Source organism: Arcanobacterium hippocoleae (assembly GCF_040360365.1).
Lineage (GTDB): Bacteria > Actinomycetota > Actinomycetes > Actinomycetales > Actinomycetaceae > Arcanobacterium_A > Arcanobacterium_A hippocoleae_A.
Window position 1 is genome coordinate 13717 of sequence record NZ_CP136412.1, and the last position, 16382, is coordinate 30098.

Genomic DNA, 16382 nt, shown 5'->3' on the forward strand with positions numbered 1-16382 from the left:
GTGTCTAAGCAGGGTTCGGAGTATTGGCTCAAATTGAGATACCTTTGGCGAAGTATTGACAGAGCAGACTGCTAGTGTTTTTGTTGGTACTGCGTTGCCAGGGCGAGTGTGAATCATAAAAGGATTGACTTCCCGACGGGATGAGAAAAATTGGTTCGAAGATGAAAAACTGCCCTCCGCACGTTTTATTATCACCTTGAAAGATTACTTGCTTGCAGCGAAAGAAAACTAGAAAACTATATAGTTTTTGAGATGGTCTCTGTCAGGCAAGTCCGCTGCGAACCGCATTGAGGGTGAGCTCCCCGCGGGTTGCTGAGCTGGTTAGTTCGAGAATGTGGGAAACGTAGGAACGAACGGTTGATTCGGACAAGTGCAGCTCTTCGGCGATTACTTTATTTGACTTTGCTTGAATAACAAGTTTAAAAATGGGTTTTAAGTGTTCGGGAAGCTCGTTGACGTCTTGCACAAACTGTTCATATTGCTTTTGTTTCGCTTTCTTCTCGAGGTACTCCTGAGTAAGCAGTTCTGTTGGTCTCTCTCCCATGACTGTTTTCCTTTTCACGGCTTCTCTGAGGAAAAGAACCATTTTTTCGATTGGTGTGTCTTTAGTAAGGAAAGCACGGACGCCGACGGCGAGAGTTTCTTCGAGGGAGTCTTCGTGGGCGAAGGCTGTAAGCATGACAATAGTGATGTTCGGAAGCATCTTTTAATTGTTCCAGCGGCTTGAATACCATCCAAAACTGGCATATCAACGTCGAGAATTACGATGTCAGCGTGTACGCTGGAGCAAGCCCCGATAGCTTCGGCACCATTTTCCACAGCGGCAAGAACTTTAAAGCCTTCTTGAGCTTCGAGTAGTTTGGCGAAGTTTTCGCGAAAAAGTTATCATCATCAGCAATAACGACATTAAGGTTATCAGTCATTTTGCCCCTCCGGCTTTATCGGGATTTCGGCGCTTAAAATCCATGTTAAATCTGTTTTTCCAAAAATAAGAGTTCTGCCTTCTTGGCTAATTTTGTCTTCCAAATTCCTCAGTCCGAACCCTCCCGTGATTCCAGTGTCGGAGATTTCTGCTACCTCATTTTGGAGCACAATGTATATATTGTGCTCGGAATCAAGTTCTGCCTCAAGTTTCGCTATGCTCTTCTCGGGTGCATATTTCAAAATGTTGGTGGCAGATTCTCTCACTACAAGAGCAGAGATGAGTTTTTGCTGCCTGGTGAGAGACTCGTCGAGGTTATCGGGCGCGCATTTTGCATTGCTGTGCGCCTTGCATCAATCCGCCGAGTCATTTCACGAACCAAATCTAGCCATTCATCAAATGTTTGAGGATTCATGTTCGGCAACATGATTGCCTGACCTTGCTCGTCAATCCATTCACTAAGGAATAAAGCGTCGCCTTGTTCGATGCTGGCAGAGACAAGCTTGTGAAAGGGTGTGCCAACGTCGTAACGCCTTTTTGGGGGTGACTGCCTTGGTGGGGTGTACTCTAGCGGGGACTTCGAATTGAATTCCTCGAAATAAAGCCGCATAGTTTTGTCCCAGTAATCGTCGGTACCACGATTACTGCGCGCTGTGTTAAACCCATCAGGAACGACGATGAAGTTAGCTAAGGTACATGCTGACCGTACAAACTCTTGCACAATCTTGAGACCAAATACTTCATCAAACTCGTCAAAGTGATTAAGAATTCCTTTATACGTGCGTTTTGTAACTCCATCATTCTCATCGAACGTATCGATAATGCCCGGTTTTTGCCACCACACATCATTCCCACGGTCGTTTTTACCATATGCAAGCTGCAGGCCAAGTTTAAGAGTTGTCCACACTGAGCACATCCAATCGCCCTGAACATACCTAGACGGGTCTTTGCTAAACTCTGTCGGCTCCGGTCGCAACGACGTTCCAACAGACATCAGGAACTCACCCCACACTTCCTGATAGAACTCGCGGGTCTCAACCGTCGCGTCAGGATCTGGCCATAATTTAAGCGATGTCAACTCATATTCAAGCCATTGCCGAATATGCTGTTCCGAAGTCCGAATTGCCGATAGTGAAGGATTGAGCAAAAAATTGTTGAGATCAAAGTAGTTCATGACATTTCCTAACTATATTTATCAGTGTTATTTCGTTTGTTATCGCTGTTTTCATACTTCTTTAACGCCTCTTCTAGCCGCTCTTTAATTGCACGGCGCAAACTCTGCGGGGATAAAATCTCGACGGACTCTGCGTATTGGAGCGACCACCACACCATTGAATTCGGCTCTGCCCGAACCTCAACTTCATACTCCTTGTCTGCATCATTAACGAGCTTCGCCCGCGCGTGAGGAAACCAGGCGTAGGTTCCGTCCAGTCCTCCTTTGACGCGATAAATCACGTCAATTGCCTGACCGCTATAGAGATATGGACGTTCGTTTATATATCGGACGAAATCAAAATCCGATTGCTTGGCATTTCCATCACCGTCGTCGAGAATCTCGATGTCTATCATGCGATCAATAACAAAATGCCGAATCCATGTACCTGAACTTACTTGCGGGTCTTCACCAGCTAGGAGAAAGTAATCGCCTCTCTTAAAGACCGTGGAGTACGGGTAATACTCGTAGACCTTATCTCCAGTTTCGATATCTACTCGTGGTATCCGATAACGTCTGCCAAGTCGCTGTGCTTCCAATGGGCTATAACGAGGTTTGAGTGCGACGTGCCCGTACCGGAATCGGATCTTGGTCCCTGCACTGATAGCCCGACTGAGTCTTTCGATAGTTTCGGGCACACCACGAAAGAGCGGCATGCCTGGCTGCAGAATCTGACCGTTTTCTAGCCAGTCTGATCCCACACCCGCAAAGGACGCAAGAAGTGAACGCAAATCTGTTACGTCATCAGGGTGAAAATGTGAAAGCTGAAGACTATCTGCGAGCATCCTCATCTGAGCCAAACTAATGATTGGTGATGCAAACCAATTCGTGCGTCGCTCGCCCGCAGGAATCTCTGCATCTTCACCCAAATCTGAAAACTGTTGAATTCGAACACCGAAAGGCAAACTATCGCCGAGAGCTCTCAGATCACGCAGGCACTCTCGAACAGTTTTCTCAGTCAGAACCGGAGCACCCCACCCGAGATCATCAGAGGAAAGTATTTCCGCAAGCTCACTCGCACCAACCCCGAGAGATGAGTTGGTGTTTTCAACCATGTACTTGAGTATCGCTAGCGTATTTGTGCGCTGTCGATATTGGGCATAGCCGCTTAGCTCGTCGAATTCCATACCTCAACGGTACCAACACATACACTAAAGCGGAAGAAATTTACTGTTTTTGATGTTACGTTCTATATTACTCGGTACAGATTCTTATTTAGTTGGAAGAATTAGAAAGCGGAGAGAATAACGAAATGATCTATGCACTCAGCGACATTCACGGTTGTCTCGATGCGTTGGAAGACGCGCTTGCTCACATTGGGGACTTAGCCGAGATTCTTTCCGACGACTCCGAGAACCTTCTCATCTTCCTTGGGGATTATGTCGACGGCGGCTCTGATAGCGCAGCCACACTACGCCGAATTTACGACATACAACAACGCTACCCTGGTCACGTCGTGGTTCTGAAAGGAAACCATGATGAATGGCTTCTGGACTTCCTCACCACTGATGAACCAATCCTCACGACTAATTACACCAGCGAAACGTTGACGAGCTTTCTTCCGGAGTCCTCTACTAAATTCCTGCCCAAGTGCAACCTCGAAGAAAATCTGATTCAGATACGTCATTACATTTTAGTGCATTACTCATGGTTGGTGCCTTGGCTAGAATCCATGCCGTTGTACTTCAAGACTAAGACTCAGGTATTTGTCCATGCCGGCATTGATGAAGATGCGGGCGAATTGTGGGAGCTCGGCACAAGCGAAGACGTGATGCTCAACAAGTACCCACCAACCACCGGCCCCTTTCTCATTGATGTCATAGCTGGGCATAATGGATCGTGCCAACTAGCGGAGGATCCTGATTTTCATGGCGTATATTTCGACGGGAAATCTCACTATTTCATCGATGGAACAGTACTAATCTCCCATCGAATTCCGGTTCTTACCTACGATATAACCACCGGGAAGTACAGTTCACTCTGAGACAACCAGTTCGTACACAAAGTGGGCAATCACCTCGTCGGTTCGTGAAAAGAAATTGCTAGTTTCATCGTCAGGCCCTGCCGATGCCAGGAGTTCTTCACCGGAAATAACCTTCACGTCATCCGAAAATGCTCTCAAGTCTGTCAATGCAGCTTCGGCCACTTCATACCGACGTTTACCTTCAAAAACCATCGGCGTGGTGACAATAGCCTTGACTTGCGCACCCAGATTCTTCGCAATCTTTGCAACATAGGGACATGTGTATGAGCCGGCTAAACCGCCAAGCCCGGCAACGACGATGACTCGTTCGGAGTTGCTAAGCAATTCGTGAATTTGCTCTTCATATATCTCGACTAGCTTTAACCAGTATGTTGGCGACACGTTTCCATCGGCCACAGAGCAGTCATTCGGTACAACGATTCCCATTTTGTATTCCGCTTTGGAACTCTCAAGGCTCTTCTGGCTCCGATTAATTGTGATAGTGCGGACGCCATCCCTTGAGTTTTCTCCAAAAGCTTCAATGTAGTCGTTGAGAACCGACGTTCCCATGCCGCCAATACCAACAATTGCACTCTTCATTACACTCACATCCTTCTCAGAATTAGGAAATATCGCTTGCCATCATAGATTCACTGTGAGAAAGACGGAAGATTCCTACCGTCGCTTTACCTGGCGCTTTAGCCTTGATGCTACGTCCTCATAATCCGGATCAGGATACGAAGACGCTCAAGTTTGAGGGGAGGGAGTCACCGACGGCTCTAGTGATGCAGGCTTGCCATTCGCAAGCCTCCGTCAATCAGAACGGTATCGGGTTTTCCGCACCATTGGTTCATAGATTGACATGATGTAAGCCGCCCTACGGCCGCCTCACCTAAGCCCTAGGCTGACAGTAGATCGTTATGGAACTTCCTCCTTTCACTCCCATAGTTCTTCCGGCGAGAGTTATCCCTGTAGAGATTCGCTCGCTACGACACCTCATCCGCATGTACAACCAGCAGAACCCGGAAGAACCCATTTCATATAAAGCCGCCCATGTTGCGGTGAGCAGTCATTGCACCGCAAAAATACAATTGAGCACTGATGATTGTCCGCTGTTTTATGCGTATCGTAGTGTTCCCAAGTCTTCTGGTGGAATGCGAAAACTTTCGTCGCCAAGCTCGAGTTTGAAGAGTTTGCAACGATGGATACTTCGTAACTGCTTTACGGACGAGATGATCTCTACTTCTGCATACGCGTACCGACCAAAGCGATCTATCCAAGATTGCGCGGCAATTCATATCGGCTCTCGATGGCTCATTAAGTTCGATCTCACGGACTTCTTTGGATCAATCTCCGAAGCACGTGTCTATGAGCTCTTCCGCGCACTGAGCTATGGAGAGCTCGTATCGTTTGAACTAGCGCGCCTGACAACCTTCGTTCCTGATATCAACACAAGGCGCAATATCCAAGGCTCTTATAGCGAACGAATTAAACGCAATCTGGATGCCTGGAAGTACTCGAATATCGGATTGTCGATCGAATCAAAATCGGGGCCGTATCCGAAGTATTTGAGCCGGGAAGGCAAACCGATTCGAGGGGTGCTTCCACAGGGTTCGCCTACGGCAGGAATCATCGCGAACATCTGTGCTGGGGAGCTTGATAGGGAGCTCGAATTGTTAGCAATCCAATTCAAACTTCGGTATTCGCGATACTGTGACGATCTTTTCTTCTCAACGGATTGTGCGCAAGGAGAGTTCGATCGTCACGAGGCAGTTCGTTTCATCTGCGAGGTGAATCGTAGCGTATTGCGACACGGTTTCCGGACAAACCAGAAAAAGACACGAGTGGTACCGCCAGGATCAAAGAAGCTCATTCTCGGCTTACAGGTCGATGAATCCGTCAGGTTAGACACGACGTTCAAGCGAGATCTTGACTACCACATTCGTGGTATTGAAAAATTCGGTCTATATAATCACACCGCCCATATTTCTGGAAAACCACGAATCGTAAGTTTCCTTCATCACTTAGAAGGAAAAATTGCATTCGCCAAAGGCGTTGAGCCTCGTTACGGGCGTTCACGCGAGCTTAGCTTAAAGACCGCATTACAGGCGGGGAACGACACCGATTCGAATCACACGACTCGAATCACTGAGTGAACCCACTTCCCGCGTTACGCGACAAATCCAGAAAGCGCCAAGCTGCGCCCCATGTTTGATCGCTAATTCATCAGCAAATTGTGACGCAGTAAGCCTAACCAAGAAAGACAGACTACCGAACCGTCAATGCTACACCGGAATTACTCATTACTAGCAGGTGCTCGCCCGTAACCGCGCAGGAAAGGCAGGTCAACACCCACCACGCCGCGCCAGCATTGCCAATCAGCCCGGCTTCAATCAGTCAGAGGCAATATTGCGGGGTTAGAGGAAAATGGACTACGGACGTTTATTTAGAGGGTTTTGTGGTTAACGTTTTTTCACGGTGGACCTGGATTGTCAGTCTACCGAGTTCGGTTTTGATTCTCGTATTGTTGTGCCAATTGACGTACCAGTCGATAGCTTGTTCAATTTCGGTTACCGATTTCCAGCTACGCCCGTAAAACATTTCATTTTTCATTGTTCCGAAGAATCCTTCGCAGCGAGCGTTGTCCGGACTACATCCTTTCTTGCTCATAGAGCGGCGAATCCCGGCCTGGTTGGTTCGGGCGATCCAGTCTTTGCATCGGTAGTGCCCTCCACGGTCTGAGTGCAAGATTGGCAGTTCATCAGCGTTGTCAATCTTAGACAGGGTAGCGATTGCGTCTTCGAACATTCCTTGCGTTAGCGTTTTCTCAGCATTGCGTTGCCGCCGGTAAGCAACAATATAGCCGTCATAGCAATCCATGATTGGGCTAAAATATACTTTTCCGTCCGGTCCTGCGAACTCCGAGACGTCAGTGAGCCATTTCTGATTAGGCTGCTCAGCATGGAAATCACGCTTAATGTGGTCTTCAGGGGCGGGGCTAACTTCACCTTCATACGAAGAATAACGACGCTTCTCTACACGCATACAGAGTTCCCACTCACCGCCAACGAGATCCACCACGCATGATGCCATGACAGCAGACCAGAGCGGACAATCATCTCCCGTAAAAAGAAACGCAAACACTCTCGCCCAGGACCAGTCGAGATCGATCACGCTATCAGCCTCACCACACCCTACGAGGACGGGCTCACCCTACGAAAAGGCTGGGCAGGACGATCAACATAAACCACGACACGCCGCCATAAGCAACGATTTTTGGCGCTTAGCCCGCGGAACCCATACTTTTTAGCGGCAACAAGAACTCACCGCCCAAAGCCACCTAAACCGACAGGAAAAGGAAGCGAAACCACCGCCGCAAACCCTCACCAAACACCCCAAAGACAGGACCAAAACCGGCGCAGCACCCTCACTAATAACGCCCTGACAAGCACAAACACCCCCGACACAGCAAAAACGCTCACCTTGATACTTTGTATCAAAATGAGCGTCTAAATGGTGTTCCTCGCAGGCTTTGCCTGCTCGTCAACCATTTCCTTGGTCTCGGAAATGCAAGCGAGCTTGCATTTCACTCAGCCTGCGTCGTGGTGGAGCATAGGGGATTCGAACCCCTGACCTCTTCCATGCCATGGAAGCGCGCTACCAACTGCGCCAATGCCCCGAACACTTCTCAATGGTACCTATTGGTATGGATTTTTCCAATTTTCTATGATAGCTACCTGTGTGGGGCATGTCACTTAGATTTTTGGTAATTTGATTTTACAAATTTGTAAATACTCCGTAAACTCATTTACGGACTCTTAGCTCAGTTGGTAGAGCACCTGGTTTACACCCAGGTTGTCATCGGTTCGAGTCCGGTAGGGTCCACCGCTAAATGTCGCTCTTTCGAAAGAGCGACATTTTTGCATTATACGAAAATAAGAGCTAATAACGGATTGCGGGTTTTACGTTGGGGTTAAACGTGGGCTAAGTGCGGGCTAAGTGCCAAAATGTGGGTCTTATGGCGGCGTGTAGTTAGAGGCTAAGCACAGGCCAAGTGACAGGTTTGCGAATCGAACGTAACTGGTGGAATAATCCGCATTTTTTAACGTAACTGGTGGCGAAATGCCCGCGAGCTTACGTAAGTGGTGGTGAAATCCTCTATATGGTTACGTAACTGGTGGCGAAATGCGCGGTTTTATGTAACGACGGCAATCCCGTCGTTACCTTAAGCCTGTGACCAGTACAAACACAAGCACTTCCGACGGCAAAAATCTCAGCCCGAGTTCTTGCCACCTCTTACGTAACGAAACCAACTTCCCGCCATCAGTTGCGTAACTTTTCCTGCTTTTGCTGCTTCTTGTGCAGTGTCGGCTTTTCCGTCGTTAATGTGTAATAAAAACGTAATCTTGCCGCTAGTTGCGCAGACATTCCCGTTTTCCCTGTATTTCACCTTATATTTTTCGCAATATTTCGCTGCGCTTCACCCTGTATTTCACCTTATATTTCGGTGCAATTCGCGTTAAACTTTATCCATGTCTATTACAGTTGCGCACATAGTTGAAATGATGAACAAGTTTTACTCTCCGCAGATTGCTGAGGAGTGGGATCGAGTCGGTCTTATTGTGGGCGACCCAAGCCGTGAGGTTAACTTAGTAGGATTCGCAGTTGACCCGTGTGAAGCTACAGTCTTGGAGGCTATTGAGCGCAAAGCACAAATGCTGATTGTACATCATCCGTTATATCTGCGCGGAACCTCATCAGTTGCAGCTACCAGCGGAAAAGGGAGATGGGTGCATGAACTTATCAAAAATGATTGTGCGTTATTTGCGGCTCATACGAACGCAGATGCAGCCGAGAACGGTTCCGCTGACGCTCTGGCAAATCTCCTAAAACTTGAAGATCAGCAGCCATTAAATCCGCGTCCGGAAAATCCTAAAATCGGTATCGGGAAAGTTGGAAATCTTCCGCTAACAATGAGTGTACGGGAATTAGCACACCGTTTAAAGGAGCTAATTCCGCAAACTCCCGTCGGGATTACAATTGGCGGCAATCCGGAAAAGATTGTGAAGCGTGTGGCGCTATCTCCTGGAGCAGGAGATTCTTTCCTGGATACAGCTAATTCGGTTGGTGCAGATGTTTATATCACTGCAGACCTCCGCCATCACCCGGCGACAGATCATTTATGGAACGACGGATGTGCATTGATTGGTCTGACGCATTTTGCTTCAGAATGGCCCTTGCTGCCGAACCTGCGGGATCGGGTTGCGGCAGCATTTCATGTAAATACCTATATTTCGACAATTGTTACAGATCCGTGGGCGGAACGGATTTAACCGAAATAAGCTGATGATTTCTGCTCGGCTGTAAGTTGCTGGCATAAATCATGTATCTCCAAAATCATGTATCTCCAACAATAAGCAGTAGACTGAAGAAAGAGGAAAAGGAGAATCCTATGCTTACTGCGCCGCGGGCAGAACAATTACGGCTGCTTGACATTGCTGAACTTGATTCGCAAATTGCACGGATAAAAGCACAAATTCGAAACCATTCGCTCAAAAACGAAATAGCCGTGCTTAATACGGAGCTTAATACATTAAAACAGCAGCTTGCAGCTGCAGCGGAAGCAAAATTAAACGCCGAAGACGCGGCTCGCAGCTTAGCTGCGCAAAATTCTGATTTAGCTGTGAAAGTTGCGGCAAAAGAATCGCAGCTGCGAACTGGTACTGGGATGGATTCACGCCAGCTTCTCGCACTGCAGCAGGAAATAGATAGTGCTCGCGCAAAAATTAATCAAATTTCCGATGCAGAGTTTTCACACCTTGAACAGATTGAGACACACACGAGCGAAATCGAAAGTTTGAATAGTGAAATTGCGGGCAATAATGCTAAACTCGCACAAACTCAGAGTCAGCTCGAAATAGAATTAGCTGATTTCACAGTTCAGCTGCATGAGTTGAATCATAAACGCGAAAGTGAGTTCAGCACTATTTCTGAATCATTAGCGAAAGTTTATGAAACCGCCCGGATTTCAGGAGGGCTCGCCGTTATTGGGGTGCAGCGAAATGGTGATTCAACTGGCGGAGTAGAGATTTCACCAACTGAACTTGCCTCGCTGAAGTCAGCTGACCCGGATTCAGTGTATATCTCTGACGACTATGATTGCGTGGTTGTGCTGCTCGAGAGCTGAAAAACTAGTTGCGGTGATATCTTGCAGCAGAATTATCAGTGAAGTTTAGCTGCAAAATGAAAAGGTTTGTAACCTAGTGCTGCCTGGTGCTTTCAGCATTTCTGAACCAAGATTAGCTTGCGTGCCCCGTTTGCAGCTGCCGGTGTGAGCTCGGCACTATCAATTTTGCTGTTGCCAGCCAGATTGGTCAGGACAAATTCGGTAAGCTGCTCTCCGTCTTCAATATCTATCTGGGATTTTATCAGCGCATTTGCAAGCAGACCGCGGAAATACTTGGTATTATGCGAAATTACTTTGCGCTGTCCGTTTTTATCGCGCACTGCAGTTACCGTAATCCAATCTGCGCTTTCCGGCGGATTCCAAACTTGGTAACTGCCGGAACGGCAGTCAATAACAAGTTCGCGATTCCCGGCAGAAAAATCTTTCAGCTCATGTTTCCAAAGGGTCTTGTTATTTCCGAGGTTCGGCAGTTTTGTTCCCATTGCGAGCCGATATGCTGGGATTGAATCATTTGGGCTGAGAATACCGAATAAGCCGGAGAAAATTAATATTTTTCTGCAGCAAAAGCGAGTTCGGATGGGGTTGCATGGGAAAAGTCCAATGCTTCGAAGAGTACACCAGTATAGATATCGCGTGCAGGTGCGCAGGGAAGTGAATACAGTTGCGTCTGTGCAAAAACAGTTTCCGATACAGACGCACCCGCCTGCAAAATATCAAGCGCATTTTCGCGTCCGGAAATTTCTATCAGTTCGTCGGCTAAATTTTTCCGCAACCCGTTGAACTGGGGATACCGCAGTTGTGAAAAATCGAGTGCCGGCCCGGCAGTTGGCGCCGTCTTTCCTTCAGAGGGCGGAAGTAAAATCAACATACAATAATCCTATCAATCCCGTATCGTATTATCCGCAGGAAATAGCTGACGGATTGAAATGATGTGAAAATATTTTCAAAAGGCGCCGGATGCAGCGGATACGATACATTGTGTTATTTGCCGGCGGCAGATTTATTCGAAAATTGCCTGCAGTTTATATCCCGCACTAGGTTCGTGCGAATCTCTAGTGCTACTATTGGAGAGCGAACGAGTTGGCCAGGCAGCCGCGTGTGTTTTTGCGTTTGCGCATTTAACACCCGAGGAACGTCCGGGCTCCGCAGGGAACAGTGGTGGGTAATACCCACTCGGGGTGACCCGCAGGAAAGTGCCGCAGAAAACAGACCGCCAGTGATTCTATTTCCAGCTTCGGCTCGGTAGATTCCAAGGTAAGGGTGAAAAGGCGAGGTAAGAGCTCACCGCGTTTCTGGTGACAGAAACGGCATGGTAAACCCCACTGGGAGCAAGACCAAGCAGCACACATTGAGGCTTCCCGCTGAGTGTGCGGGTAGGTTGCTAGAGCCTTGCAGTAATGCAAGTGCGTAGATGGATGGCTGCCGCGGGGCTGCGCTTTGCGAAAGCTCCGAACAGAACCCGGCGTATCGGCCAACTCGTTCGCTGCAGCTTCCGCCTGCGCTTCACCTTTACACATTTTTTCACATGAATACATTCGGATCTGCCTGCGAAATCGGAGTAATTGTGCGAAAAATTGCCTGTCAGTTATTTTGTGCTTCTTGATGTGCCAGCAGTGCAGCGCCGACAATTCCTGCACCGTTTCGGAGCTCAGCAGGGACAATTGGGGCACGGGTATCAATCAGCGGAAGAAACTTTTTATATTTCTTTGAGATTCCGCCGCCGATAATGAATAAATCTGGGCTGAAAAGCAGTTCGTAGTAACGGAAAATCTCTTGCAGCCGCCCGGCCCATTCTTCATAGGAAAGTTCTTCCCGTTCAAAAACTCCCGAAGAAGCCCATTTTTCAGCCGCAAGACCGTTTGGCATCAGCACATGACCGAGTTCAGAATTTGGTAAAAGTATGCCGTTTCGTACGAGTGCTGAACCAATTCCAGTGCCGAGTGAGCACGATAATTGTGCCGTCGTGCCGATGCGCTGCACCAAAATGTACTTCCGCATATCCGGCTGCATCGGCGTCATTAATCACCGTTATCGGACGCCGCAGCGTTTTCGTAAGCAGCTCGCTGATTCGCATATCTTTCCATTCTTGGGAAAGATTCGCAATCATCGGCACCACACCGTTTACAATCGGGGCTGGGAATGATACGCCGACGGGAATCTCATCCGGCAGTTCAAATGAATCAGCAATCTGTTTAATAATTGCAGCAATCTCTGTCGGGCTGCCATTTTCCGGAGTCGGAATCCGCAGCCGTTCGTCTAAAAACTTTCCGGTATTTAAACTTACCGGCGCTCCTTTGATTCCGGAACCTCCGACATCAATACCGATACTAATTTTTCGAAATTTTCGCTTCACGGCAATAATCCTTTCTTCCGGGAAAGCAGTGAGTGTTTTTCCTGTTGGGAATGGCTCTGTAAGTATTTAAAGCAGCCGTAAATATTTTCAGATGGCTTGCAGCTGTAAGCATACTTGAGTCTCCCGTGAGGCACAGTTTCAGAATCTGCGAATCTATTTTGGCATTGCCGGCGAAACTTGACCTCGTGTCGGGAGAGTAAGAATCTCAGCCCCGTTTTCTGTGACTAAAATCGTGTGCTCCCACTGGGCGCTTCGTCCGCGGTCTTTTGTGAGCACAGTCCATCCGTCGTCCCATTGTTCCCAATCAATCTCGCCGAGAGTGAGCATTGGTTCAATCGTGAAAACCATGCCCGGCGCAATTAAATCGTTGTACAGCGGTGCAGCGTCATAATGCGGAACAATCAGCCCGGAATGGAATGCTTCACCAACTCCGTGTCCGGTAAAGTCTTCCACCACGCCGTAGGAAAACCGTTTTGCATAAGATTCAATCACACGGCCAATCACATTAATTTCACGGCCAGGTTTCACGGCTTTAATTCCGCGCATCATTGCAGTGTAGGTGCGTTCGCACAGCAGCTGTGATTCTGAATCCACTTCGCCAACATAGAACATCGCATTCGTATCGCCGTGAACACCGCCAATATAAGCTGTTACATCAATGTTTACGATATCGCCAGCTGCAAGCGGACGTGAATCGGGAACCCCATGGCAAATAACTTCATTTACTGATGTACAAATCGATTTTTTGAAACCCATATATCCAAGACACGACGGATATGCCCCGTGATCACACAGATATTCATGTGCAATCCGGTCAAGCTCGTCAGTTGTTACACCCGGTGCGACTGCACTGCCTGCTTCGTACAATGCGTCAGCTGCAATCTGGGAAGCAACTCGAATCCGCTCAATAGTTTCAGCATTTTTAATTTCAGACGCATTCACCTGTTCGGGGCCGTCGTGAAATAAATATTCTGGGCGCTCAATGCTGTTTGGAACTGCGCGTTTCGGTGAGAGTTTCCCTGGATTCAATGTGCCAAGAGGAGCGCGGTGCGGATCTTTATTCAACTTATTAACCTCAAATTTCTTTCGCCGGTAAGTATGTGCTGCTGTAATTTTTGCTATTTTCCCGTGACCTTGCAGTCTTGCAATCTTTAACTATTGCAGGCAAGATTTCGAAACTCTGCAATGTGAATGCCGGTTCGGGAAAAATATCATCCGAACTTTACGGAAAACAAAGAATCGTGTGCGGAATCAGCCTTCGAAAGAGTGCTGATAATCAGGGAACTGGCGTGTGCGGACGGCTTCATTGTATTCGAGTGCTGCTTGAGTGAGCGCTTGCCCGACTTGCCCGAATATTTCCGCAAAGCTTGGCCGCCAATCAGTCATCCCGGCCATATCAGACCAGACAAGTACCTGACCGTCACATTGATTTCCTGCCCCGATACCAATAGTTGGAATTTCGAGTGAAGCAGTAATATCTGCAGCCGTATCAGCCGGCACCATTTCGAGTACGACGGCAATTGCGCCAGCTTTTTCAACGGCAAGCGCATCAGCTTTTACTTGCTCTGCAGCATCTCCGCGTCCTTGCACGCGAACCCCGCCAAGTGCATTTGTAGACTGCGGAGTGTAGCCAATATGCCCGACTACAGGAATCCCTGCCTGGACAATTGCTTGAATTGTGTGTGCCTGGCGTTCTCCGCCTTCAAGTTTTACCGCTTCCGCACCGGCACGCACAAGTTCGACAGCTGAACGCACTGCCTCTTGAGTGGAGGCTTCATAAGTGCCAAAAGGAAGATCTGCAACTATAAACGCACGTTTCACTCCGCGTGCTACTGCCGCGGTTGCCCGAACCATATCTGGAAGTGTTACTGAAACAGTGGAATCGTATCCGAGACACACGTTTCCGTAGGAATCTCCGACAAGCAGCATGTCTGTTCCGGCTGTATCAAAAATATGCGACGTTATCGCGTCATAGGCGGTAAGCATCGTAATTGGAGTTTTCTCATTTTTCATTTGCTTCAGATGGTGTATCCGCACCTTCTTGGTCATTGCTAATCTCCTAAAATTAACTGTTATCCGCGCCGAATTTCGCCGCGGGCAGCAACTATTTTGTATTTCGTGGTACCCCGAGAAACGAGAGGTCTGCGATTTGGAAAGTCGAAAACTTCCTGCAAATTCCGGCAGCGGTACCAAAGTTAATTTCAATCTTACATCCGTCTGCGAAGATTGCAGATAATAAGGCAGAATAGAAGTAGTTTCAGAGATAGGAATACCGGTATGGATCGTCAAGAAGAAGCAGTACTGCGAAAAGTGCAAGAACAGGGTGTACGTTTTATTCGGCTCTGGTTTACCGATGTAGTCGGCACACTAAAATCAGTTGCAATCGCCCCGGCAGAACTGGAATCGGCGTTTAATAACGGAATTGGTTTCGACGGTTCCGCTATTGAAGGCCTGACGCGAGTGCATGAATCAGATATGATTATGCACCCGGATGCCAGTACTTTCGAAATTTTGCCGTGGTACGATTCGGGAGAACTCACAGCACGAATGTTTTGTGACATTCGCACCCCCGACGGTCTGCCGGCACGTTCGGATCCGCGTGCGGTACTCAAACGTGCTTTAGAGCACGCATCCGATATGGGGTTTACTTTCTATGTGCATCCAGAAATTGAGTTCTATCTTTTCCACCAGCAGGAAGATCCGGCATTGGAGCCGCGTCCAATCGATAACGGATCATATTTCGATAATATTTCTCGTTCGTTGGCGCGAAATTTCCGTTCCGACGCGGTCAAATGTCTTGAAGAGCTCGGAATCTCTGTAGAATTCTCACACCATGAAGCCGGACCAGGGCAAAATGAGATCGACTTGCATGTAGACGATGCGCTCGCGATGGCAGACGCTGTAATGACTTTCCGTGTAGTTGTCGATCAGATTGCAATCCAGCAGGGTGTGCAAGCATCATTTATGCCAAAGCCGTTAATTGAGTATCCCGGCAATGGAATGCACACTCACTTTTCACTTTTTGAAGGTGAAAATAACGCATTTTTCGATCCGAGTTCACAATTCCAGCTTTCAAAAATTGGACGGCAATTCGTAGCCGGATTGATTCGGCACGCCCGCGAAATTACTGCAATCACAAATCAGCATGTGAACTCTTATAAACGGCTCTGGGCAGGATTCGAAGCGCCGGCGCATATTGCCTGGGGAAAAAATAACCAGTCTGCCCTAATCCGAATCCCAACAATCAATTCGCGCAAACCGCGTTCGGCACGCATTGAATACCGCGCGCTTGATTCTGCTGCGAATCCTTATCTTGCCTATGCTGCAATTTTGAACGCTGGTCTAGCTGGAATTGAAAATAATTACGAGCTAATCGAACCGGTAGATACTGACGTTTCTGATCTTTCCGATCGTGAACGCCAGATTCTTGGAATCGAGCCGCTGCCGTTCTCACTGAAAGATGCAATTGATGCAATGCAGCGCTCTGAACTGGTTGCGGCCACGCTCGGTGAAGATACTTTTGCATACTTCCTCCGAAATAAGCGGCATGAATGGGAACAGTATCGCTATCAAGTCACCCCTTTTGAGCGCCTAGGTTTTATGCGCGGGAATTAAATCGGGGTACGCGGATGAAATGCAGCTGGGAAACTAAATAACTGAATAAGACGGGTATAAGAGCGGGGAAGAACGGGGAGAGCTGAGCATGGATTGAAATCACGTCTTGAAAACAATATTTCATAAAGA

General features: G+C 48.0%; 16 protein-coding genes, 2 tRNA genes, 1 other RNA gene and 1 pseudogene. 7 read left to right on the forward strand and 13 right to left on the reverse strand.

Annotated elements, in window-relative coordinates; all coding sequences use genetic code 11:
- Window positions 1-262 precede the first annotated feature (262 nt).
- The 5 genes from RQN30_RS00090 to RQN30_RS00110 form a co-directional block, all read right to left on the reverse strand.
- Entirely contained in the window at window positions 263-586 is a 324-nt protein-coding gene (locus RQN30_RS00090; protein WP_353060743.1) for a response regulator transcription factor, read from the reverse strand.
- Complete coding sequence (locus RQN30_RS00095) at window positions 559-819, reverse strand: response regulator transcription factor (protein ID WP_353060744.1); 261 nt, start codon at window positions 817-819, stop codon at window positions 559-561. Before RQN30_RS00095 ends, RQN30_RS00090 begins: the two co-directional genes overlap by 28 nt.
- Entirely contained in the window at window positions 762-923 is a 162-nt protein-coding gene (locus RQN30_RS00100; RefSeq protein ID WP_353061865.1) for a hypothetical protein, read from the reverse strand. The genes RQN30_RS00095 and RQN30_RS00100 overlap by 58 nt, the downstream gene beginning before the upstream one ends.
- Before the next feature lie 264 nt (window positions 924-1187).
- Window positions 1188-2096, reverse strand: coding sequence for a hypothetical protein (locus RQN30_RS00105; RefSeq protein ID WP_353060745.1), 909 nt, complete (start codon window positions 2094-2096; stop codon window positions 1188-1190).
- A gap of 8 nt (window positions 2097-2104) precedes the next feature.
- A complete protein-coding gene (locus RQN30_RS00110) occupies window positions 2105-3262 on the reverse strand; it encodes a helix-turn-helix transcriptional regulator (protein ID WP_353060746.1) in 1158 nt (385 codons plus the stop codon).
- A 92-nt stretch (window positions 3263-3354) separates the two neighbouring features.
- On the opposite strand from RQN30_RS00110, the gene RQN30_RS00115 reads away from it, so the two are divergent.
- Window positions 3355-4119, forward strand: coding sequence for a metallophosphoesterase (locus RQN30_RS00115; RefSeq protein WP_353060747.1), 765 nt, complete (start codon window positions 3355-3357; stop codon window positions 4117-4119).
- On the opposite strand, the gene RQN30_RS00120 is transcribed toward RQN30_RS00115, so the two are convergent.
- Window positions 4111-4698 carry an FtsZ/tubulin family protein gene (locus tag RQN30_RS00120; RefSeq protein WP_353060748.1) on the reverse strand — a complete coding sequence of 196 codons (588 nt, stop codon included), beginning with the start codon at window positions 4696-4698 and terminating at the stop codon, window positions 4111-4113. The two genes, RQN30_RS00115 and RQN30_RS00120, sit on opposite strands and share 9 nt — an antisense overlap.
- A 320-nt stretch (window positions 4699-5018) precedes the next feature.
- Between RQN30_RS00120 and RQN30_RS00125 the strand changes: the two genes are divergently transcribed.
- Window positions 5019-6254: a reverse transcriptase family protein gene (locus tag RQN30_RS00125; RefSeq protein WP_353060749.1), complete on the forward strand. Its 1236-nt coding sequence runs from the start codon at window positions 5019-5021 to the stop codon at window positions 6252-6254.
- A 286-nt stretch (window positions 6255-6540) separates the two neighbouring features.
- On the opposite strand, the gene RQN30_RS00130 is transcribed toward RQN30_RS00125, so the two are convergent.
- On the reverse strand, window positions 6541-7272 hold the full coding sequence (locus tag RQN30_RS00130) for an IS3 family transposase (RefSeq protein ID WP_353060750.1): 732 nt from the start codon (window positions 7270-7272) through the stop codon (window positions 6541-6543).
- Window positions 7273-7701: 429 nt separating this feature from the next.
- Window positions 7702-7777: transfer RNA gene (locus RQN30_RS00135), tRNA-Ala, on the reverse strand.
- Between the two features lie 133 nt (window positions 7778-7910).
- Here RQN30_RS00135 and RQN30_RS00140 point away from each other — a divergent pair.
- From RQN30_RS00140 to RQN30_RS00150, 3 genes are all read left to right on the forward strand, one after another.
- Window positions 7911-7983: transfer RNA gene (locus RQN30_RS00140), tRNA-Val, on the forward strand.
- Between the two features lie 647 nt (window positions 7984-8630).
- Complete coding sequence (locus RQN30_RS00145; RefSeq protein ID WP_353060751.1) at window positions 8631-9431, forward strand: Nif3-like dinuclear metal center hexameric protein; 801 nt, start codon at window positions 8631-8633, stop codon at window positions 9429-9431.
- A 119-nt stretch (window positions 9432-9550) separates the two neighbouring features.
- The gene (locus RQN30_RS00150; RefSeq protein ID WP_353060752.1) at window positions 9551-10285 is read left to right on the forward strand and encodes a zinc ribbon domain-containing protein; all 735 of its coding nucleotides are present in this window, start codon (window positions 9551-9553) and stop codon (window positions 10283-10285) included.
- Window positions 10286-10377: 92 nt separating this feature from the next.
- On the opposite strand, the pseudogene RQN30_RS00155 reads toward RQN30_RS00150, so the two are convergent.
- Window positions 10378-11153: pseudogene (locus tag RQN30_RS00155) on the reverse strand (YaaA family protein).
- Window positions 11154-11361: 208 nt separating this feature from the next.
- On the opposite strand from RQN30_RS00155, the gene rnpB reads away from it, so the two are divergent.
- Window positions 11362-11768, forward strand: an RNA gene (gene rnpB, locus RQN30_RS00160) — RNase P RNA component class A.
- Between the two features lie 98 nt (window positions 11769-11866).
- On the opposite strand, the gene RQN30_RS00165 is transcribed toward rnpB, so the two are convergent.
- From RQN30_RS00165 to panB, 4 genes are all read right to left on the reverse strand, one after another.
- Window positions 11867-12157 carry a hypothetical protein gene (locus RQN30_RS00165; protein WP_353060753.1) on the reverse strand — a complete coding sequence of 97 codons (291 nt, stop codon included), beginning with the start codon at window positions 12155-12157 and terminating at the stop codon, window positions 11867-11869.
- A 10-nt stretch (window positions 12158-12167) separates the two neighbouring features.
- The gene (locus tag RQN30_RS00170; RefSeq protein WP_353060754.1) at window positions 12168-12638 is read right to left on the reverse strand and encodes an ROK family protein; all 471 of its coding nucleotides are present in this window, start codon (window positions 12636-12638) and stop codon (window positions 12168-12170) included.
- 153 nt (window positions 12639-12791) lie between these two features.
- On the reverse strand, window positions 12792-13703 hold the full coding sequence (gene map, locus RQN30_RS00175; protein WP_353060755.1) for a type I methionyl aminopeptidase: 912 nt from the start codon (window positions 13701-13703) through the stop codon (window positions 12792-12794).
- Between the two features lie 186 nt (window positions 13704-13889).
- Window positions 13890-14687: a 3-methyl-2-oxobutanoate hydroxymethyltransferase gene (panB, locus tag RQN30_RS00180; protein WP_353060756.1), complete on the reverse strand. Its 798-nt coding sequence runs from the start codon at window positions 14685-14687 to the stop codon at window positions 13890-13892.
- 228 nt (window positions 14688-14915) lie between these two features.
- Here panB and glnA point away from each other — a divergent pair, with 228 nt between their 5' ends.
- Entirely contained in the window at window positions 14916-16253 is a 1338-nt protein-coding gene (glnA, locus tag RQN30_RS00185) for a type I glutamate--ammonia ligase (protein ID WP_353060757.1), read from the forward strand.
- Window positions 16254-16382: the final 129 nt, after the last annotated feature.